Annotated in this window: 20 protein-coding genes; 18 read left to right on the top strand and 2 right to left on the bottom strand. The window is 61.5% G+C overall.

Features of this window, described 5'->3' with window-relative positions; genetic code table 11:
• Positions 1 to 20: 20 nt before the first annotated feature.
• Positions 21 to 2,555 carry a CHAT domain-containing protein gene (locus tag A3A9_RS43820; protein WP_161634470.1) on the top strand — a complete coding sequence of 845 codons (2,535 nt, stop codon included), beginning with the start codon at positions 21 to 23 and terminating at the stop codon, positions 2,553 to 2,555.
• 24 nt (positions 2,556 to 2,579) lie between these two features.
• Here the strand turns inward: A3A9_RS43820 and A3A9_RS0102680 are convergent, their stop codons facing one another.
• Positions 2,580 to 2,960, bottom strand: coding sequence for a hypothetical protein (locus A3A9_RS0102680; protein WP_027057390.1), 381 nt, complete (start codon positions 2,958 to 2,960; stop codon positions 2,580 to 2,582).
• Between the two features lie 333 nt (positions 2,961 to 3,293).
• Here A3A9_RS0102680 and A3A9_RS0102675 point away from each other — a divergent pair, with 333 nt between their 5' ends.
• From A3A9_RS0102675 to A3A9_RS0102655, 4 genes are all read left to right on the top strand, one after another.
• Entirely contained in the window at positions 3,294 to 3,692 is a 399-nt protein-coding gene (locus A3A9_RS0102675) for a hypothetical protein (protein WP_027057389.1), read from the top strand.
• 389 nt (positions 3,693 to 4,081) lie between these two features.
• Positions 4,082 to 4,405, top strand: a complete 324-nt coding sequence (locus A3A9_RS0102665; protein WP_027057387.1) for a hypothetical protein — start codon at positions 4,082 to 4,084, stop codon at positions 4,403 to 4,405.
• 47 nt (positions 4,406 to 4,452) lie between these two features.
• A complete protein-coding gene (locus tag A3A9_RS0102660; RefSeq protein ID WP_027057386.1) occupies positions 4,453 to 4,701 on the top strand; it encodes a hypothetical protein in 249 nt (82 codons plus the stop codon).
• Positions 4,702 to 4,870: 169 nt separating this feature from the next.
• The gene (locus tag A3A9_RS0102655; RefSeq protein ID WP_152536050.1) at positions 4,871 to 6,508 is read left to right on the top strand and encodes a P-loop ATPase, Sll1717 family; all 1,638 of its coding nucleotides are present in this window, start codon (positions 4,871 to 4,873) and stop codon (positions 6,506 to 6,508) included.
• A gap of 50 nt (positions 6,509 to 6,558) precedes the next feature.
• Here the strand turns inward: A3A9_RS0102655 and A3A9_RS0102650 are convergent, their stop codons facing one another.
• On the bottom strand, positions 6,559 to 7,260 hold the full coding sequence (locus tag A3A9_RS0102650; RefSeq protein ID WP_245278961.1) for an XRE family transcriptional regulator: 702 nt from the start codon (positions 7,258 to 7,260) through the stop codon (positions 6,559 to 6,561).
• 81 nt (positions 7,261 to 7,341) lie between these two features.
• Between A3A9_RS0102650 and A3A9_RS38185 the strand changes: the two genes are divergently transcribed.
• From A3A9_RS38185 to A3A9_RS0102585, 13 genes are all read left to right on the top strand, one after another.
• Positions 7,342 to 7,614, top strand: a complete 273-nt coding sequence (locus A3A9_RS38185; RefSeq protein WP_063827761.1) for a transcriptional regulator — start codon at positions 7,342 to 7,344, stop codon at positions 7,612 to 7,614.
• The gene (locus A3A9_RS0102640) at positions 7,611 to 7,862 is read left to right on the top strand and encodes a hypothetical protein (RefSeq protein ID WP_027057383.1); all 252 of its coding nucleotides are present in this window, start codon (positions 7,611 to 7,613) and stop codon (positions 7,860 to 7,862) included. Before A3A9_RS38185 ends, A3A9_RS0102640 begins: the two co-directional genes overlap by 4 nt.
• On the top strand, positions 7,855 to 8,175 hold the full coding sequence (locus A3A9_RS0102635; RefSeq protein WP_027057382.1) for a transcriptional regulator: 321 nt from the start codon (positions 7,855 to 7,857) through the stop codon (positions 8,173 to 8,175). The genes A3A9_RS0102640 and A3A9_RS0102635 overlap by 8 nt, the downstream gene beginning before the upstream one ends.
• Before the next feature lie 34 nt (positions 8,176 to 8,209).
• Positions 8,210 to 8,449, top strand: coding sequence for a hypothetical protein (locus A3A9_RS0102630; protein WP_027057381.1), 240 nt, complete (start codon positions 8,210 to 8,212; stop codon positions 8,447 to 8,449).
• 21 nt (positions 8,450 to 8,470) lie between these two features.
• The gene (locus A3A9_RS0102625; RefSeq protein ID WP_027057380.1) at positions 8,471 to 9,709 is read left to right on the top strand and encodes a DUF7146 domain-containing protein; all 1,239 of its coding nucleotides are present in this window, start codon (positions 8,471 to 8,473) and stop codon (positions 9,707 to 9,709) included.
• Positions 9,710 to 11,482 (top strand): DNA primase family protein, encoded by a 1,773-nt coding sequence (locus A3A9_RS38180; RefSeq protein ID WP_051370682.1) that lies wholly within the window; start codon positions 9,710 to 9,712, stop codon positions 11,480 to 11,482.
• A gap of 316 nt (positions 11,483 to 11,798) precedes the next feature.
• Positions 11,799 to 12,635 carry a hypothetical protein gene (locus tag A3A9_RS38175; protein ID WP_051370680.1) on the top strand — a complete coding sequence of 279 codons (837 nt, stop codon included), beginning with the start codon at positions 11,799 to 11,801 and terminating at the stop codon, positions 12,633 to 12,635.
• A 93-nt stretch (positions 12,636 to 12,728) separates the two neighbouring features.
• Entirely contained in the window at positions 12,729 to 13,265 is a 537-nt protein-coding gene (locus A3A9_RS0102610; protein WP_082221805.1) for a hypothetical protein, read from the top strand.
• A gap of 149 nt (positions 13,266 to 13,414) precedes the next feature.
• Positions 13,415 to 14,023 (top strand): hypothetical protein, encoded by a 609-nt coding sequence (locus A3A9_RS0102605; protein ID WP_027057378.1) that lies wholly within the window; start codon positions 13,415 to 13,417, stop codon positions 14,021 to 14,023.
• Positions 14,020 to 16,017: a terminase gpA endonuclease subunit gene (locus A3A9_RS38170; RefSeq protein WP_051370678.1), complete on the top strand. Its 1,998-nt coding sequence runs from the start codon at positions 14,020 to 14,022 to the stop codon at positions 16,015 to 16,017. Before A3A9_RS0102605 ends, A3A9_RS38170 begins: the two co-directional genes overlap by 4 nt.
• Positions 16,014 to 17,621, top strand: a complete 1,608-nt coding sequence (locus tag A3A9_RS38165) for a phage portal protein (protein WP_051370734.1) — start codon at positions 16,014 to 16,016, stop codon at positions 17,619 to 17,621. The genes A3A9_RS38170 and A3A9_RS38165 overlap by 4 nt, the downstream gene beginning before the upstream one ends.
• The gene (locus A3A9_RS0102590; protein ID WP_082221804.1) at positions 17,621 to 17,887 is read left to right on the top strand and encodes a hypothetical protein; all 267 of its coding nucleotides are present in this window, start codon (positions 17,621 to 17,623) and stop codon (positions 17,885 to 17,887) included. The genes A3A9_RS38165 and A3A9_RS0102590 overlap by 1 nt, the downstream gene beginning before the upstream one ends.
• Positions 17,888 to 17,898: 11 nt before the next feature.
• Positions 17,899 to 18,939 carry a head maturation protease, ClpP-related gene (locus tag A3A9_RS0102585; protein ID WP_027057376.1) on the top strand — a complete coding sequence of 347 codons (1,041 nt, stop codon included), beginning with the start codon at positions 17,899 to 17,901 and terminating at the stop codon, positions 18,937 to 18,939.
• Positions 18,940 to 18,957: the final 18 nt, after the last annotated feature.

The following is an 18,957-nucleotide window of genomic DNA, read 5'->3' as shown; positions in this document are numbered from 1 at the left end:
TTCAAGGGAGTTCCGACGGTATGCCTTCGATTTGGGAATACCCTACGATCACTTGGCTTGGCGACAGGGGATTTTTTGTTGAGTCGAGCTCGCCTGCGGCCACCGTGCTTAAGCAACTGCGTGACTATCCCAGGGATTGGCTGGTTTTAATCGACCCAATGTCACCTGGAAAATTCTACGGTTTTAAAGCGGCAGCGGTAAAACGGGTTCTGCTCCGCTTGCAAAACAGTGCCGCCGGCAGGCCAATAAATGATTTCGTTGGCAGCTTGAGGCGGCATCAAATCGAAACGATCTCCTACGAACCTCTCGGTCCACAGCAACAGCAACAGCAACAGCAACAACAGCAACGGCAACAACAGGCGGCTAGGCGGTTAATCGTCCTCCTCAACGGTTTCGGAAAACCTGTCAGGCTTGGCAGCTACCCCCGACAGCAGCAGCAACAGCAACAGCAACAGCAGCAGCAACAGCAACAGCAGCAGGAACCTCATTATCCAACGTATGCCGCTCCACGTGCTGAACTGCCGCCGGCAGCGGCTACCATGGGTGGGCCGACAAAGGCAAAGGCCGGCTCGGCGCCCGCTAAACCGGCGCGGGCTGTCAAGGCCGGAGCGGCGCCCGCTAAGCCGGTGGCTGCCAAGGCTGCGTCGCCAAAGGCTAGAGCGGCGCCCGCTAAACCGGCGGCGGCTGCCAAGGCTGGAGCGGCGCCCGCTAAACCGGCGGCTGCCAAGGCTGCGTCGCCAAAGGCTGGCTCGGCGCCCGCTAAACCGGCGCGGGCTGCCAAGGCTGGAACGGCGCTCGCTAAAGCCGCGGCTGCCAAGGCTGCGTCGCCAAAGGCTAGAGCGGCGCCCGCTAAACCGGCGGCGGCTGCCAAGGCTGCGTCGCCAAAGGCCAGACCGGCGGCCGCTAAACCGGCGCGGGCTGCCAAGGCCCGGCCGCCAAAGCCGCGCGCCAAATCCGTTAAATCGGCGGGGGCGGCTAAGGCAGCCTCACTTAAGGCCGCGCCCGTGGCAGGAAACAAGCTGGAGCAATCCGAGCGCCAGCCGGTGCCTCTCACTGTCTCAGGCAATGCGCCGCAGGAGCTTCAGATCTACGACACAGGACGGGTCAAGTTCCGCATCGAGCACGCGGCCGAGGCGACTCCCCTATCCGGCGCGCATGCCGATGCTCTGGTCGAACCGGATGAACCGATCCGTGTGTCGCTGGCGGCGAATGGCGTCAGGATCGAGCTGGTGGGAGCCGATTTTCGCGAGTTGAATGCGCCGCAGCCTGGGGACGCAGCGGAGTCGACTTTTGCTGTCAAGCCAATGGAGACAGGGGATCTGGATCTCGCCCTGTTGTTCCGGCAAGGCGGCAGNGAGCTTGCACGCTTGATCTTCAAGGTGAAGGTGATTGAGGGGCAGGCATCGAAGGAGGCAATTGGCGCGCGCAAGGCAGCAGCGCCGCGCGAACTTGCTGCAGATGACCTAGTGGACCTCTATATCGAGGAACGCCAGGACCCGAACGGCCTTCGCTACCGCTATCTGCTGACGGCTACGAGTCACGACATCCGGTATCGGGAGTTCTCCACGCCAAATGTGCTAAGAGACCGTGGCGGCGGCATTTTCGCCAGCACGATAGCCTACGTCGACTGGATCTACAAACAGGTGGGCAAAGAGTTGGAAGGTCGCGCGGATGCAGCCGATCTGCAGCGGTCGGTTCGTGCAATCGGCGTCGATCTGTGCAGCCAACTTTTCGACGCGGATTTCATACGGACGCTGTGGCCGCTGCGGGATCGTATTCGAATGATCCGGATCGTTTCCTGGGAGCCATTTATCCCATGGGAACTTGTCCGGTTGCGGAATCCCGATACTGGTGAGGACGACGAGAAGTATCTCGCCGAGTATGGCTTGGTCAGGGAATTGATCACGCAGGACGTGGTGAGGCGCTTATCGCTAGACCGCTGGAAATATCTGAAAGGCGAGTATCTAACCCCCGAAGTGAAAAAGATCGGCGCAGAGATCGACTACTTCACGCGCATTCTTCCCGGGCGCGGCGTCCATCCGACTGCCATTGAGCCGGATGACGACGCGTTTTATGAATGCGTGAAGAAGGGCGATTTCGACGTGCTTCACATTGCTTGCCATGGAAACGCCGAGCACGCACAGATCGAAAGCTCTGAGCTTCTTATCGGCGAGGCGGATCGCGGGCCGGAGCTGCCGCCAAAGCCAATCGTTATCGACCCTGTGACATTGCGCTCCGAAGGGAACATGAGAAAGAGTAAGCCGATTGTATTCCTGAATGCCTGCGAAAGCGGGCGACTTGGACCCAGCCTAACCAGTTGGAGCGGCTGGCCAGCCGCCTTTCTAAGCGCTGGCGCTGGCGTTTTCGTCGGGACGTCCTGGCCCGTCCGGGACCTGCCATCGCGTGTGTTCGCCGAGACTTTTTACGACGCGCTACTCGCCGGCAACATACTTGCGGAGGCAACCACGATGGCGCGCGCCAAGGCAAAAGAACTTGGAGATGCGTCTTGGCTGGCCTACAAAGTTTTCGGATACCCACTCGCGCGCCACGTATGAGAGTCAGGAAGACAGCCGCCCGAATTAGGTTTCCTCTTCCGCATTCCGTGAGGCGCTTTCGTCCAAAGCCTTGGGCGTTTCGGGTTCGGGCTGCGGCTGGTGTGCCCCTGCCTCCAGCCCGGTCGAGTAAATCTGCGTCAGCACGGAAGCGGCCGCTTTTGCGCGATAGGGCCTGCACCAGACCAGTTCACGTGCGCCGAGGCTGGCCGGTCTGTCGGTGACGCGATCCCACACGGTCCACTGCAAGTTGGCTTCTTTCTGGCAAAAGAAGCGAGACTCGGAATTGTCTGTTTTGCTGATAAGGAGGTCATGTATTTCTTCATCCACTGTGTCACCCAAGAAAAATGGCGCTGAGCTTGGGATCAAATAGGGTAATTGCGAAATCATCGCCTTGATCGGGATCAAGACTTTCTGGCGTCCGATTTTGAGCCAGCACTACAAGCAGATACAGGGGAGGCGCCAGCACGCCTCACATTGCGAAATCAGGCCGCCTGTTGCCACCGGGTTACAGCGCCGATGAAGGCTTTTAGGTACGACTGATCCTAGGGTTTGAGTTTTTCGGATTGTTGGCAGGGGCCATCCTGGGAAGCCGCGTAGTGCGAGGAAAAAAGCCCGTCGGCTTCGGCCGGCGGGTTTTTCTTAGGCCTTCGGCGACGGTGCGCTGATTCATAAGCTCCGCGCGCTTAATTCCGCTCATAACTCCTTCCAAATCCGTTGCCTTGCTGTATTCCATACAGAATGGGACAAGGGGACGATCCGGCAAATTCGAACTCACCCGCCTGGGGCGGATTTCAGCAAATCAGATTTGGAGCAGGCGTAATCGGCAAGACGGCGCCGGTAGCGGCAGCCGTGCTCGTTCCGATCTTGGCTGCAATGTATATCTTGTCAGGTTTCCCATGGATGGTTTTCACTTTAGCTGTCATGGCCGTCTTGATAGCAGTTGGCTTTTTCGGGCTTGCGTTTTGGTATGCCCACAAGCACCCGGATTTTGCTGTCTTAGAAGGCGGTGAGCTGGTCCGGTATCGTGAGATCGAGCTGGCTGCCAAAGACCCCAACATCGTTGATATCACGCCCGAGGGCTCCGCCAACGTCGCGCCACCAAAGACATTGAAATTCGGAGGCTCGCAGGATGCGTAAGGTCTTCCTCGTAACGGTCCGTTGGGTCAAAACGACGCAAAACAACGAAATGATTGACGCGGTTCTCGGGCAGCATGGCGATTGGCTTCGGTTCAACGGCTACACTTGGTTCGTTGCTTCAGACAAGACGCCTACCGATCTCCGCGTAGCGGTAATGTCAAAGCTTACGCCGGACGACAGCGTTATCGTAGCTCCGCTTGCGCCCGGCGGGCCGTACGATGGGTTTGCGCCGAAATGGATATGGGACTGGTTCTCGACTCGGCTTGGGCCATCGACAGGCAGTTAGCCGCAAAAGTTATGCGGGCATAACGCGCCCTTCTGTAGGTCGTGGTGGGGCGCGCTTGGGTTGAGGCATCTATGAATCGGAGAAGTCATGGGGGATTTGCCAGATGATCGCTATAGCAAAAATTGCCGGAATACTATCAGTCGCAATCGGCGCAATTTGTCTGGTCGTTGGGATTTTCGACTCAAGACAGTTCGGGACGACAGTAATGTTTCCCCCAGTTTGGGCGATGGGCTTGTCGAGTATCGTGTCTGGAGCCGTCTTGTACTGCGTCGGCGAGATTGCCGAAAAGCTTAAAGAGGCGGTTGATCATCTGGCATCATTGCGGAGGCATACTGAGGGCGCGGCGCCGCGATCGACCGTTTCGCCTTCCAGGCAACAATCGCTTGCTGATCTTGAAGGCATAAAAGGCGTATTCCAAGATCGCTAAAAGGTACTCGATGTTATGTCCGCTCGCGGGCAAGCGGGGGCGGGCTAATGCGACAAACTATCCTGCTGTCGGCGCTGGCGTCTGGCGTGCTGACAGGCTGTGCGAATGACGGGGACGATTACACGCTCTATCGAGGTTCGGTCACCGGCCCTATGCGCATCCACGTGGCATCATTCGATAGTGCCGATGGCGAAGCCTACAATCGGGAAAACTGCCACATCGCTGCGGGTCTGTTCCAGGCTCAGCCCGGTGTCGCCGTGAAATATTGGTGCGAAAAAGGCCGATATCGGGAGTGAAGCACATATATTGGTCCCGTCACCGGCGGCGCCATTGGCGTTATGGGTCCTGTCGCATGCCATGATGCTGGTCACAACCAGCTAGAATCTTTTTGCGTGTGTCACCGCAACTTGAACTTCTCAGCAAAAAGGAACAGCTTCAAACCGGGCAGCTAGATAGGGGGCGCAAGTGACACAACTAGTGCGACGAAACGTAATTAATTTTGGGAAAACCGATGCCAAGAGCGCGATGATCACTCGCGACAAAGACGCAAAGCAGTTGTTTTTAAATTCGTTTGTGCTTCCTTCTTCGCTTGAAATGGACTCTGTATCGAACGGCGATCGATATTTGATTTATGGTGCAAAGGGATCGGGGAAAACGGCGTTGCTTCGCTACGCGCGGGAGGAGTTCCAGCAGGCAGGAAACCCTACCAAGTTTATTGTTTTTTCTGAGGACATACCGCAACAAGATTTTGAAAAAGTCGCCACAGGGGTTGACATCGAGAATATCACGAAGCCTGAAATCGGGGATCTAATTCAAGTCCGCGACATGTGGATGATTTTTCTGATCAAGAATATTTGTGAAATACTTGAATCAAGCAATAATTTATTTGACCAACATGCAGCTAACGCGAAATTAAAGGGAATAATCGACGGAGTTTTCGAGAATAGAAGCAGGTCCATTTTAAAGTCGATATTGAGCAAAATTAGGGGTGGGTCGTTCCGCTTAAAGGCTGGGGTGAAGGAGTTTGCAGAGTTCGAATCAATAATCAATTTTGAGAACGAAGACGGGACGGTGGAGATTGATTACAGCAGGTTCGCAGAAGCAATAGTTGAGAGAATATGTAGGATATCTTTTCCGAATGATGTCAAATATTGCCTTTTTATAGATGAAATAAATCTCTCTATGGTGCAGCATAAGCAGTACAAGAAAGATAGTATATTAATAAGGGATTTGATATTAGCGATCGGGTCGTTAAATAGAAAGTTTATAGAACGCGAATTGCCAATTTACATTTACTGCGCCGTCAGGATTGAGGTTGCTAGAGGGCTAAATGTATCGCGAAATGAGATTGATAAATACTTAGTTGATCATGGGATGCGAATGCAGTGGCATGACGGATTAAACATCAATCGGTATCCGATCTTCGATGTTATTGAACATAGAATATCGGCAATAGAGAAGCGCTTGACCGGAAGAGCAAATCCACCCGATGAAATATGGAACCAATATTTTGCCAGAGATATTTTCGGTGTAAGTCCAAAAAAGTTTATTAGTGAAGTGACTTGGTGTAATCCGCGTGACATCGTCAATCTGTTCAATCTTGCCTCCGCGTCGCAGATGTCTAGGCTTCGCTATGATTCAGAACTATTTTCATCTATCTCTGAGCAATATTCTGAGATCGTTTGGAGTGAGCGTGCCGAGGAACTGAATGCAGAGCATTCAATGACCGTGGTTAACGCAATAAAAAGGCTCCTATCCGCCGCGCGGCCATTGTTCAGAGTCGAGGAGCTTGCCCAAGTCGCGACAACAATGGGGCAATCGGACCCGTTGATCTCTCAAATTCATAAGGCACTCACCATCAGGAAAATCTGTCGAGATTTATATCACATTGGCGTTCTTGGTCAGGCCAGGGTGGTAGGCAAAGGGCGAATTGACAGCAAAGGCCGGCGATTGTTGAACTATCACGAGACGTGGTTCTATAGGGACAATCGGGAATTTGACGATGCGAACCTTCTCATAGTTCATCGGGGATTACTGCCTTGCTTAAAGCTCGGCCTATGGCGGTCAGAAATGTTCGGTCTTGATCCGCGCGTAGTCGATTAATCGGCGCTCAACAGGGTGCTCTCATTTCAACAGAGGGTGCGTTGGAATGCCTACCGGGCGTTGTACTTCCCCACGACCCGATGGCACACCGGCCAATCAATCCGGCTTTCGCTGAAGGTCCGGGCAGGGCGGTATTGCTCAAGCGTCCAGTCGCGGTCGTTGATGCCGACCAGCCGCTTGATGATCGCTTCCTCGTCGCCTTGTTCCTTCGGCGGCGTATGGAAGAAGACGGCGTCGGTGTCGCGTGCGGGCTGCAGATGCGGGTTCACCAGCGCGGTGTCGCCCGGCCAATAGGCGGGGATCATTGATTCGCCGCGCACCAATATCCCGTAACCGCCCCTGACATTCTGCAGCACGGCCGGGCGCTTGACCCAGTCGATGGCATCGAAGGTGACGATCATATGGCCTTCGCCGCCCATGGCGGCGGCGTAGATCGGCAGGTCGCGATTGCCGACGAGATCCTTGCCGGGAATGATCGGCGTCCTCGGCTGGCGTGGTTTTTCCACCTTTGGCGCCGGCGCCGGAGGGGCGCCCTGGCTGTTGAGCAGCCATTCCATGTCGGTGTTGAGCAGCGCCGCCAGCTCGGGCAGGCGGGTGAGCGCCGGCCGCGTCGTGTCCGATTCCCATTGCGTGACCGAGACCCGCTTGATGCCGAAGCGGGCGGCGACATCGTCCTGGGTCAAGCCCGCCGCCTCGCGCGCGCTCCGCAGCCTCTGGCCAAGTGTCGCGGTGTCCGGCGTCATTTTCGTCATGCTCGGGTTGTAACCATTACTTACATAATTGCACCTACGTATGTGATTGACAAGTAGGTAGGTAACACCTACACTCGGGCCATGATTCAGATCGTTGAACGCGGCGCCGCCCGAGCGGGCGGACTGGCGAAGCTCGCCTTCGCCTTGGGTATCCGGCACCAGGCCTTCTATTCGTGGAAGCGGGTGCCGGCCGAGCGGGTTCTGGCCTTCGAAAGGCTGACCGGCATCTCCCGGCATGAGCAGCGCCCAGACCTTTTCGGCCCATCTCCCGATGTCGCCGCAGCCGACATCGGCGCCGGCCCCGCTGCCTCCCAAGCCGGGGCCGGCCATCCATCAACCGGAGCACGGAAATGAGTTTTGTCTCGCCGGCATTCGACCCCTGCCATGTCGATTTCGAGGTGTTTGCCCTGTTCCTCGAAGCGCGCCGCGTCCATCGCGGCAAGACCCCGGGGCGTGTTGCCAGGGAAGCCGAGGTCGCGCTCGACGCGGTGTTCCGCGCGGCGCGCGGGCGCAATCCCGGCGCCTTTGAATTCTTCGCTCTGTGCGACTGGATCGGCGAGGAGCCGGCGCTCTTCCTCAAGAAGGAGATCCGACATGGCTAGTTCATACGCGCCGGCGCGGCTGGCGTCCTACGACTATCGCGAGCTGGGCAAGCTGCTGCGCGCCAGGCTGGAGGAGGACGGGCGCGGCTGGCGCGTCTGCGCCGCCGAGATCGGCGTCAGCGCCTCCGACCTGTCGCGCATCTGCAATGGCCAGAGCGTCTCGGCGCCGAAGGTCATCGCGGTCTGCGATTGGCTTACCCTGTCGTTTCGCGCCTTCTACGACCCGCCGCCGCAATCGGTGACCGCGCGCGGATTGGCGAAATTGTTTCACGGGGAGAGCACTGAAACAGGAGGCGCGGGCCATGTCGAATGACCGCCGAACCCCATCCATGACGGGAGCCCAAGCCATGACACGCGATTCAAGGACCTGCTTCGGCGCGCCGGGCGGCATCGATGCCGCGAGGCTGTTCAAGCTGCCGCTGCCAATGCAGGCGGAAGGCGTGCGGCTGCTGTTCGAGATGGGCCAGACGATGGAGCAGGTGAGGGCGCGGTTGGGCCTCTCGGCGGGACAAGTGCAGGCGCTTACCAGCGTTGAGGCCAAATTCTCGCGGCCGGGAGAAACCATCGCGGCCGGAGAAGATGCCTAGTGCTCGCCGGGAGCCCTTGCAGTGACCGTTGATACCCCCGACTTGGTCCGCCTGTTTGTCGAAGACGCGCGTGCGGTCTCGATCGAGGCGGCTGCCAAGGTCCTCGGTTTGATCTTCAAGAGTAGCGCCGCCGAGCATCCGCAGCCCTGTCCGCAATGCGGCGGCACCGATACCTTCGCCTTCAACACGAGCAAGCAGAAATGGAACTGCCGCACCGGTGGTGCCGGCGGTAACGACGCCATCGGCATGGCAGCGCATTGCTTCGGACTCGATGCCCATAGGCGAGACGGATTTCTCGAGGCCTGCTCGATCGTGCTCGCCCGGCCTGTGCCGGACCACGCAGGGAGCAGCGCCGTAGGCACCGCGCTTCTGGAGCGGATTGAGCAGCGGCAATTGCACAATCGAGCGGAAGCCAGCGCGAAAGCGGAAAGGCAGGCAGGCTTCCGCGAGCGGGAACGGGCGAAGGCGGTTGCCATCTATGACGCGGCGGCACCGGTTGGCCGCTACGGCCGACTGGTCGCCGACTATCTCGAGGCGCGCGGCTGCGGCCACATTGGCGCGTCGCGCTGGCTGCGCCATGCATCCGCATTGCCTTACTGGCATGGCCAGGATGATGGCCGGCCACGGGAACTGCATCGCGGACCGGCCATGGTCGCGCCTTTCATCGGGCCGGACCTTCTTGCGATCGGCTGCCACATCACCTGGATCGACCTGACGCGGCCACCGAAATACCGGCCGCTTCTGGTCGACCAGCTGACCGGCGAGACGCTGCCCACCAAGAAGATGCGCGGCTCGAAGAAGGGCGGGCTGATCCCGCTGTTCGGCGAACCGCACGCGGCGCGGTGGGTCGGCGGCGAGGGCATCGAGAACGGCGCCGCCTTCGCGGCCTGGGAGGGCTGGCGCGGCGACACCTTCTATTTCGCCGCCGGCGATCTCGGCAATCTCGCCGGCCCGGCCGAGGTCTCGTCGCGTTTCGCGCATCCGACTTTGAATAGGTTGGACAGCAAGGGCATTGCCCGCCCGGTGATGGTGGCAGGACCGTTGCCGAAGGCCGACCGGGCTCGCGAGGACGCCATGTGGGTGGCCGAGCATGTCAGCGAACTGGTGCTGCTGGCCGACGGCGACTCCGAACGCGTGATGACGGCCGCCGCCATGGCGCGTGCCCGGGCGAGGCATGCCAGACCGGGGCGCCTTATCCCGATCGTCTGGCCGCGCGACGGCTGCGACTTTGCCGGCATTGCGGCCGGGGCGAGGGCTTGAATGGCCGGGAAACAGACCGCCATGCCGCCCGAGGTCGCGGCTCTGCTCGACGAAGCGACGCGCCAGGCAGAGGCCGCGGGCTCGCCCCGCACCCCGCCTGACGACGCTGTCGACGCGCCGCAGGATGGCGAGCCGCGCCGTGGCGGCAAGGTCGATCTCGACATCGTTCGCGCCTGCGCGGCGCTCGATCATTCCGACACCGACAATGCCGAACGCCTGCTGGCGCATTTCGGCGAGGATCTACTGGTGCGGGCGCAATCGAAGGCGCGCAGGGCTGCCTTCGCGGTCTGGACCGGAACGCACTGGGACATCGAGACCGGAGAGACGCGCGCGCTGGCCATTGCCCAGAATGTCGGCGGCCGGATCGCGCTCGAGGTCGACTATATCGAGCCGACGCCGGCCGAAAGGCTGGCCATCGAGCGCGGCGCTGATGCGCTGAAAGTGCCGGAAGAGGAGCGCACGCCGGCGCAGAGGAAGCTTGCCAAGGTCGCCCAAGCCTCGCACGCCAATGTCGCCAGGCGCGTCAGCCGCCGCATGACGCATGCGGTGTCCTCCAAGAACAAGGGGCGGCTGGAAGCGATGCTTGCCTGTGCCGGGCCGCATATCCAGCGTGGCCCCGACGAGTTCAACGCCGACCCGCTGAAGGTGGCACTCGCTTCGCACACGCTGTGCTTTCGCCGCACGACGAGGCGGATCCGCAATCCCGCTTTCGACGATCCCGACGATTGCCGCGAGGACCTGCCCGAGTTCCTGCAGGTGGCCGACGCCGAACTCAAGATCGTCGACGGCCATCGCCGGCAAGATATGATCACCCAACGTGTGCCCGTCGAATATGACCCGACGGCGAAATGTCCGAAATGGGACGAGTTCCTGCGCGACAAGCTGCCGATCGATGATGTCCGGCGCATGGTCCAGGTCGCCTCAGGGCTCGGCCTCGTCGGCATCACCGTGCAGAAGCTGTTTTTCCACTACGGCAAGGGGGCGAACGGCAAGTCGGTCTATATGGAGACGCTCTGCCGCCTGCTGGGCGAGGCGGCGGTGACGCTGCCATCGGAATCCTTCATCGGCGAGGGCAAGGCCGGCGGTGCCGCCAACCCCGACATGGCGAGGCTTTATGGCCGCCGCTTCCTGCGCGTTAAGGAACTGCCCGAGGGGGAGGACCTTCGCGAGAACCTGGTCAAGGATCTGACCGGCGGCGAGCACTTTACCGTGCGCGATCTGTTCGAGGGCTACTTCGATTTCAAGCCGGTGTTCACAGGCCACATGTCGGGCAACGGCTATCCGAAGATCACCGGCACCGACAACGGCATCTGGCGCCGCATGGCCGTCATCCATTGGTCGAAGATCATCGCCGAGGCCGACCAGCGCGAGTTCGAGGCGGTGATCGCCGAGTTCGTGCCGGAATATCCGGGCATCCTCAACTGGCTGGTCGAGGGGGTGATGATCTTCCTGCGCGAAGGCCTGGTCATTCCCGATGCGGTGCGGCTGAAGACGCAGGAATACCGCGACGAGATGGACCGCACCTCGGCGTTCTGCGCGCGTTGCGTGGTTGGCGATCCTGCAGGCGAGCTGACCGCCAAGCAGTTCTACCAGGCCTATGTCGACTTCACCGTCGACGAAGGCGGCAGGCCGATTTCGCTGACCGCCTTCGGGCTGATCATGAAGAAGAAATACGACCGCGTGGATGGGCGCATCGTCATCTATCGCGGCCTGCGGCTGGTCGATGTGCCGGCGACGCGACAGGCCCCTGACCTGGAAAGCCAGTTCCGATGAGCCCCGCAACCCCGCTTCGGGCGCTGGGCGGGCCGCTGACTGGCGCGACAGTCGCGATACTTGGCGATAGTCCGCGACAGTCCGGAAAACACGGATATCAAAATGAAATCAGAGGCTTGCGGGAGTCTGCACCAGTTTTCGGGCGCGTTGACGGGGACGACGGGGCAAGGGGCGGGGAAAGTTTTGGCATTTGCCCGGCAAGAACTGTCGCAACTCCCGCGCCGCCCGGCCATCCCACGGGAATCCCCTAACAAAGCTCACTTTCAGACTGTCGCTTAAACTCTCGCAACCATCGAAAACTATCGCAGGGACAAGGATGAAAACCGTAACGATTGAAGAGCTGTTGACTTGGGCATTCGTGCACGAACTGCCGAAGGGCGGCGGTGTGGACGGGCTGGACAATCCGAGCTCGGCCTGGCGGACGCTGCAGGCGTCGTCATGGGGCAAGATCCTGAGCTTTGGCGAACTCGGCGCGCTGATCGATCGTGGTGCCAGGGATTACGACAATTATTGGATCGAGCAGGGCGAGCCCCATGACGATGCGGTGCTGGTCGGCCGCGCCGTGGCTGGGCTGGCGCAGTGCGATGTGGTGGTGCCTGAGGCCTGGAACGCTTTGGCGGATTGGCCCGACACCGAAGGCTTGGCGCAGGCGGCGGTCGACCGAGTCGTCGAACGCTACAAAGCAAGGCCACGGCATCTGCGCGCCGAGGGCGTCGTCAGCCTGGTCGTCGGCACCGCCATTCTCGGCCGCGAGCCGGATTATCAGGCGGAGCCCTCGAAGGTCAGGATGGTGGAACGGGGCGGCAGGCCGGCATGGTTCGTCCTGCAGCGGATACGCCATGAGGACGGCAAGACCTATGATCTCGAGGTCGACGGTTACAATGCCCGTTCGGGGCGGCCGATGAGCGGCGCCTATCGCAAGCATGAACTGTCGGCCGACCCGACCGGCGATATCCTTGGCAGGCTCGACTACCAGATATGGGTGGCCGCTCTGCGCCGGCTGGAGCAGGAGATCGTCACCGAGCTGACCGGTCACCGGTTGGTCTTCTCGGACCGGTCGATGACGCCTTGGCTGGACAGCGACAGGCCGGGCGTGAGCGTGATCGAAGGGGCGGCGGAGTACCCCTGGAAAAAAACTGGCTCCGCTCGTTGACGCGCGGGGGAAACTTGACCTACACCTGAACACGGTAAATCAGATCACAGCCCGCCCGGCCAGCCGAGGCGGGTTTTTTGTTGGAACGAGCGGATGGCAATCGAGCTTCACGCCGACGCATCCGACTTCGCCCATCTGGCACGCGGCATTGCCCGGCTGCCGGAAGAGATCAAGGTCAAGGCCGCCAGCCGCGCGTTGCGGCGCATCACACAGATGGCGCGCACGCGCATCGTCAAACGCTCGGCCGAACGGGTCGACCTGACACGGGCGAGGGTGCGGGCGCTGACGACCGTCCATATGAACGCCGGCGGCAACAGCGCCGACGTGGTCATGCGGTCGAACTGGATCGCACTGTTCAAACTTGGCGCGATACAGACCGCCAAGGGTGTGCGGGTGCGGATGCGCGGATCATATCGATCGGCGTTCATAGCCTCTATGGCAAGCGGCCACGAGGGCGTGTTCAAACGACAGGGCAAGGCGCGCCTGCCAATACGCGAGCTGTTCGGCCCAAACCCTGCCCACGACATCACGAACAACCCCGATGTATTCTTGCAGGTCCTGGCCGAGCTGATCGAGGAGCGCCTGTTGCCTCGATACCTTCACGAGGTCGGGAACCTCCTGCCTCGCTGACCGAACCATACCCCCCCGGCAAAGGGACCGTACCAGCTTCTCCCACCCCTGCGGGCCCGGGGGAGCCCCGGATTTCGGCAGTTTGACGGGTCGGAAAAGTGGGTTGTTAGGGTTGTTAGCCTGACGGTAACGGTTGTTAGGGACAAGAGATGAGCGACCAGACGCCGTTCGTCATGTGGACGGCGACGATGATCGCCACGCGGGATGGTATTTCGCAGCAAGCCGTCTCGAAGATGATCAAGCGGTTGATGGAAACCGCAGAGATTCCGGTTGAGCGCGATGCACGGGGCCGCGTGGCCAAGGTATCGCTTGCGCACTATGACCATCTTCGCGACCGCTATGTGAATTCAGAAAAGTCGCCGGTCGATCGGCCAAAGGTGCCGGAGAATCCTGCAGCGCTGACGGCGTCGGTCTCCTCGTCCCGTGATGAAGCTGAGCGGCAAGCAGCCTGGCTGAAAGTCGGCCGCGAGCGGATCAGGCACCAGGAAGAAATCGGCCAGCTAGCGCGCGTCGACATGCTGACCGACGCCCTTGCCGTCTGCGGCCGAGAGATTCAGGCCATTGTCGCCCGCCTGCCGAACCGGTCCGACGACATCGCTCTGGCTGTCAGCAAGGAAGGCGCGCACGGTGTCCGCGTCCTGTTGCGCCAGATCGCGGCCGAACTGAACCAGGGCGTATCCGACAAGCTGGCCGAGGTGGCCAACGGCGCGCCCCTGCACGATCCGCTGATCGAGACCGATGCCGAGGCCCTGTCGTGACCGCTCATGTCGGGTCGTTGCGCTTTGCCGCGACCGCTCTCAGCGAAGCGATCCGGCCAAGACCGCCAACACCGTTTCGCGCCTGGCTGCCGAAGAACATCGTCCTCGTCGATGGCGAGAAGCGCGGCGAATTGTGGTCGGAAGCCGACGCACCCTATCTCGGCGAGATCGCCGACTGCCTCAGCCAGGAACATCCCTGCAACCTGGTGACCGTGCGCAAGTCGCAGCAGACCGGTGTGTCGATCCTTGCGCTGTCATGGGCGCTCTACATCGCCGAGATCTGCCCCGACAACGTCCTCTATGGTGTCCCCGGCATAGACGCGTTGCAGGACGCGAACGGCCAGAAGATGCAGCCGATGATCGATGCGTGGCAGAAGGCCACCGACAAGAAGATCATCGCGCCGGCCAAAAGCCGCGACGGTTCGGGATCAACGACTTACAAGAAAATCTTCCCGGGCGGCGTCATCGATCTCGCCAACGCCAATTCGGTCATGAACCTGTCCGGCAAGACCAGCCGCTACGGAGTCAAGGATGAGTTCTCCAAATGGGAGAACACACCCAATGGCGACGACCCCGACGAACTCTTCTTCGGCCGCTTCACCGCCTTCCGCAGGCTCAAGTCCTACAAGATCCTCGAACTGTCGACGCCCGAAATCGACAGCGGCGACGAGCTGGGCGACGGCGCCGGCCATTGCCGGGTCGACCGTTCGTTTCGCCGCTCCGATCAACGCTTCTGGCACATCCGTTGCCCGCAATGCCGGCACGAATTCGTCCAGACCTTCGACCTGCTGGTGATCGACCGCGACCACCCGCACAAGACGGTGCTCGGCTGCCCGGATTGTCACTATCCGATCAACGAAATGGAACGGGTCGCCGCGGTTAGGGCAGGGCGGTTCATCCCGACGCTGTCGGGGCCGGATCGTCATCCCGGCTTCCATGTCGACGCCTTCATCTCGCTCATGATGAGCTATGAGGCGATTGCCGAAAACTTCATCGCCGCCGAGCGCATCGGCGCCGGCGAGTCCGGCATCAAGGGCTTTGCCAACCGCACGCTCGGCCTGCCCTACGCGCTGCGCGGCAACGCGCCCGACCACAAGCGGCTCATGGAGCGCCGCGAGGCCTACGCGCAGCATATCGTGCCTGCCGAAGGCCTGCTCTTCGTTGCCGGCGCCGACGTGCAGCACGATGGCATCTATGTCGAGGCCGTGGCCTTTTCGGAGGATCGCCAGAGCTGGACCGTGGCGGCCGAGTTCCTGGAGGGCTCGACCGACGACCCCAACGCCGGCGCCTGGGAACGGCTTGACGCCTTCCGGGGCACACGCTTCCTCGACACCTTCGGCAACGATCGCCCGATCGAGGCGCTGGCCGTCGATGCCGGCGACGGCGCGCGCACGACGCAGGTCTACGAATGGTGTCGCCGCCGCGCCAACTGCTACGCGGTCAAGGGCCAGCACGGTCGCGGCGTCCCGGCCATCAGCGTGCCGACCAAGAAATCAGTCAAGAAGAGCGGCAAGCGCCAGCGCTTCGGCAGCTCGCTGAGCTGGCCGGTCGGCACCTGGGCGCTTAAAGCGGAATTCTACGGCAACCTGTACAAGATCGGACTTGCGGCAGGAGAAGCAAAGGACCCGCCCGGCTATTGCCATTTCGGCACCTGGCTTGGCGAGGAATATTTCCTGCAGATTACCGCCGAGGCCTTCGACCAGAAGATGGTGCGCGGCAAGCTGGTCGAGGAATGGAAGAAGATACGCCGCAACAACCACTTCTTCGACTGCCGCGTCTACGCCATGGCCATGGCCGAACTGCTCGGCCTGTCCAAGATGAGCCGGGATGACTGGGCAAGGCTGCGGTCCGCGCGCCAGCCATCGCGCCCCGTAGACATGCTGTCAGCGCCCAGCGAGCAGCTGATCGAACGCCACGGCAACAGTGAGCCGGCGAGCGCGGCAACGGACAATACACTGGCGAAAAAACGAGAGGCATGGGCAAAGCGCAGATGAGCACGGCCAAGCCAAGGATCAGGGTCAAGGCCATCTCGTCGCGCGCGGCGCACGGCCTTGCGCCCATGCAGGCCAGCTATCTCCGGGACACGCGCTCGTCGATCATCTCGACGCGCCCCGCTATCCTGCGCGATCACCGCGATGATGTGCGCGCCGTCTGGCAGCGCACCGCAGGCCTCGCGGCCGACATCATCCAGAATTCTGGCCGCATGCGCGGCGCCGCCGACCAGGTCGTTGCTGACACGGTCGGCGTCGAGCTGTCGCTGAACTTCAAGCCGAAGCTCGACCGGCTTGGCTACGACGCGCAAGAAACCGTGGCTTTTGTCCGGGAGGTCAAGGACTGGTGGAAGCGGCTTATCTGGAACCCGCGCGAATGCGACATGCGCGGCAAGTTCACGCTGCCGCAGATGGTCGACATGGCCTTGCGCTCCGACATGGTCTTCGGCGAGGCGGTCGGGGTCATGACCTTCATGACGCGCGCGCAGCGGCGCCAATACGGCATCACCACCGGGACGAAGCTCTGCATGATGCCGGCCGCCTCGCTGGTACAGGACTCAAACGAATTCGAGGGTATGTTTCAGGGCGTCATCCACGACGCCAATGGCCGGCCGGTCGCGTACCGGTTCGAAGAGAAGCAGGACGGATTCAAGGTCAAGCGTGATCACCGCGCCTATGATGCCGATGGCCGCCAGATCGTCGTGCATGTCTACGATCCGATCGACCCGACCGATGTGCGCGGCATCAGCCGCATCGCGCCGGCCATCCGCAAGCACATCCAGCACGAGGTGCTGGTCGATGCGACGATCCAGACGCAGATCCTGCAGACCATCGTCGGCATGGCGCTGACCAGTGCTGCCCCTTCGGCCGAAGCCTTCGAGGCGATAGAGGCGCTGAAGGAAACGGATGGCGGCCTTCGTGACGAGTTCCTGGCCTACTATTCCGGTGCCATGGAACGTGCCCGCTCGGGCGAAATCTCGATCAGCAGTGATCCCCGGATTTCGCATCTCGCTCCCGGTGAAAAGCTGGAATTCCTGTCGATCGGCACGCCCGGGCCGCAGTTCCTGCCGGTCTCGGCGGAACTGTCGCGCGACATGGCGCGCGCCATCGGCATCACCTATGGCGGCTTCACCATGGACCACACGGACGCCACCTATTCCTCGGTCAACATGGAGAACGCCTCGATCTGGCCGACAGTCACCAGGCGGCGCGAGCGCATCGCCGCGCCGATCTGCCAGGCGTTTTTCGAAAACTCGCTCGACGAGGCGGTCGGCGAGGGCCGCATTCCGTTCAAGGGCGGCTATCCCGCCTTCGCCGCCAACCGCGAGGATGTCTGCTGGGCGCTGTGGCAAGGACCGGCAAAACCGACCGCCGATGATGGCAAGTGCGCCAAGGCGCAGACCGAGCGGCTGATCAACGGCACCTCGACGCTTGAAGCCGAGTGCGGCGCGCTCGGGCACGATCCCGAAGAGGTCTTCGAGAGCCGCCAATACTGGCACAAGCGCTATGTCGACGCCGGCATGCCGTCGCCCTTCGTCGCGCGCAATGCCGGCCCGCAGGATGCTGCCGAGCCCGATGAGCCGCCGAAGAAAAAGGCCGCCGCCTGATGACGCCGATCAAACTCGCCGGCGTCGAGGTCGACGCCGATGACCCCTGCGCGCTCTACCAGGCGCTTTATGCCGCCAAGCTCAAGCTGCTCGCCGGTGAACGGGTCGAGGAAACCGAAGTGCGCTCGCCGGTCACGCATCAACGCGTGCGCGTCGCGGTCGGCAACATGGCGGCGCTCGATGCCGAACTGATGCGGCTCGCGGCGGCCTGTTCCGCAAAACAGGGCAAGCGCTCGCGCTTCGCCAAGACGCTGCGCTTCATCTGAAGGAGACGACGATGGCGGCACTTCTGGCCGAGGGCGAGCTGACGCTCTCCGGCGATGTCGGCGATGCCTGGTTTGGCGATCATTTCACCTATTCCGAAGTGGTCGTCGCGCTGGCGCAGATCGAGGACAGCGCCGACTTGACCGTACGCATCAATTCGGGCGGCGGCATCGCCACCGAGGGAGCGGCGATCCATGCCTTGCTGGCGCGCCGCCAGGGCCGCACCAATGTCGTGGTCGAGGGCATTGCGGCGTCCGCTGCGTCCCTTATCGCCATGGCCGGTGAGACGGTCACCATGGCGCAGGGTGCGATCATGATGATCCATGACCCCTCGGGCATGACCTTCGGCACGTCGGATGACCATGCAAAATCGATCGAAGGGCTTGAGGCGCTAGCGACCGCCTATGCCCGCGTCTACGCCGCAAAATCCGGGCGTTCCTCGAAGGAGTGCCGCGAGATCATGAAGCGAGAGACCTGGATGACCTCAGCCGAGGCGGTTGAGCGCGGTTTTGCCGACGAGGCCGGCTCCGACAGCGCCGGCGCGGTCGCCGCCTTCGATTACCGGATCTACGCACACGCGCCGAAGCGCCTCACCGCTCTGGCCAGGAAAAACGGCTGGTCGCGCGAAGCGGCCGGTGCGCCAGCGGCGAAGTCCGTCGCGACGACCCGTCAGCAAGAGGAGAATTCAATGACGGAGAAGGAACGGGCGGACGCGTTGGCCGCCGAGATCGAACAGATGAAGACCGCCCATGCGACCGCCCTGACCAGGGCAGGGGCCGAAGCCATCGCGGCCGACCGGGCACGGCGTGCGTCGGTGATGGCGCTGGAAGAGGTCAAGGGCCGCGAAAGCCTCGCCGACACGCTGTGCGCGACGCAGCTTTCGGTCGAAGAGATCAAGGCCGCTTTGTCGGCCGCGCCAAAAGCCGCGGCCAACCAGGGCGATTACGAGCAGCGCCGCCTTGCCGCCGCCGGGCTCGCCCAGCCGGGCACTGTGGAAAAAGCCGATCACGGCTGGGGCAGCGTCGTTGCCCAGACCAACAAGCGCCGCGCCTGAAACCCGCCTTCTGAGAGA

Source organism: Mesorhizobium loti CJ3sym (genome assembly GCF_000472785.1).
Classification (GTDB): Bacteria; Pseudomonadota; Alphaproteobacteria; order Rhizobiales; family Rhizobiaceae; genus Mesorhizobium; species Mesorhizobium loti_E.
The sequence above is the reverse complement of the archived record's forward strand: the minus strand, read 5'-3'. Positions and strand labels throughout refer to the sequence as shown.

Excerpts from the sequence above, each read along its gene's own strand:
- A3A9_RS0102585 (WP_027057376.1), top strand. The coding sequence starts at position 17,899 with ATGGCGGCACTTCTGGCCGAGGGCGAGCTGACGCTCTCCGGCGATGTC.
- A3A9_RS0102630 (WP_027057381.1), top strand. The coding sequence starts at position 8,210 with ATGACACGCGATTCAAGGACCTGCTTCGGCGCGCCGGGCGGCATCGAT.
- A3A9_RS0102675 (WP_027057389.1), top strand. The coding sequence starts at position 3,294 with ATGGGACAAGGGGACGATCCGGCAAATTCGAACTCACCCGCCTGGGGC.
- A3A9_RS0102650 (WP_245278961.1), bottom strand. The coding sequence starts at position 7,260 with ATGACGAAAATGACGCCGGACACCGCGACACTTGGCCAGAGGCTGCGG.
- A3A9_RS38175 (WP_051370680.1), top strand. The coding sequence starts at position 11,799 with ATGAAAACCGTAACGATTGAAGAGCTGTTGACTTGGGCATTCGTGCAC.
- A3A9_RS0102610 (WP_082221805.1), top strand. The coding sequence starts at position 12,729 with ATGGCAATCGAGCTTCACGCCGACGCATCCGACTTCGCCCATCTGGCA.
- A3A9_RS0102640 (WP_027057383.1), top strand. The coding sequence starts at position 7,611 with ATGAGTTTTGTCTCGCCGGCATTCGACCCCTGCCATGTCGATTTCGAG.
- A3A9_RS38180 (WP_051370682.1), top strand. The coding sequence starts at position 9,710 with ATGGCCGGGAAACAGACCGCCATGCCGCCCGAGGTCGCGGCTCTGCTC.
- A3A9_RS0102635 (WP_027057382.1), top strand. The coding sequence starts at position 7,855 with ATGGCTAGTTCATACGCGCCGGCGCGGCTGGCGTCCTACGACTATCGC.
- A3A9_RS38185 (WP_063827761.1), top strand. The coding sequence starts at position 7,342 with ATGATTCAGATCGTTGAACGCGGCGCCGCCCGAGCGGGCGGACTGGCG.
- A3A9_RS0102665 (WP_027057387.1), top strand. The coding sequence starts at position 4,082 with ATGATCGCTATAGCAAAAATTGCCGGAATACTATCAGTCGCAATCGGC.
- A3A9_RS0102590 (WP_082221804.1), top strand. The coding sequence starts at position 17,621 with ATGACGCCGATCAAACTCGCCGGCGTCGAGGTCGACGCCGATGACCCC.
- A3A9_RS0102605 (WP_027057378.1), top strand. The coding sequence starts at position 13,415 with ATGAGCGACCAGACGCCGTTCGTCATGTGGACGGCGACGATGATCGCC.
- A3A9_RS38165 (WP_051370734.1), top strand. The coding sequence starts at position 16,014 with ATGAGCACGGCCAAGCCAAGGATCAGGGTCAAGGCCATCTCGTCGCGC.
- A3A9_RS0102660 (WP_027057386.1), top strand. The coding sequence starts at position 4,453 with ATGCGACAAACTATCCTGCTGTCGGCGCTGGCGTCTGGCGTGCTGACA.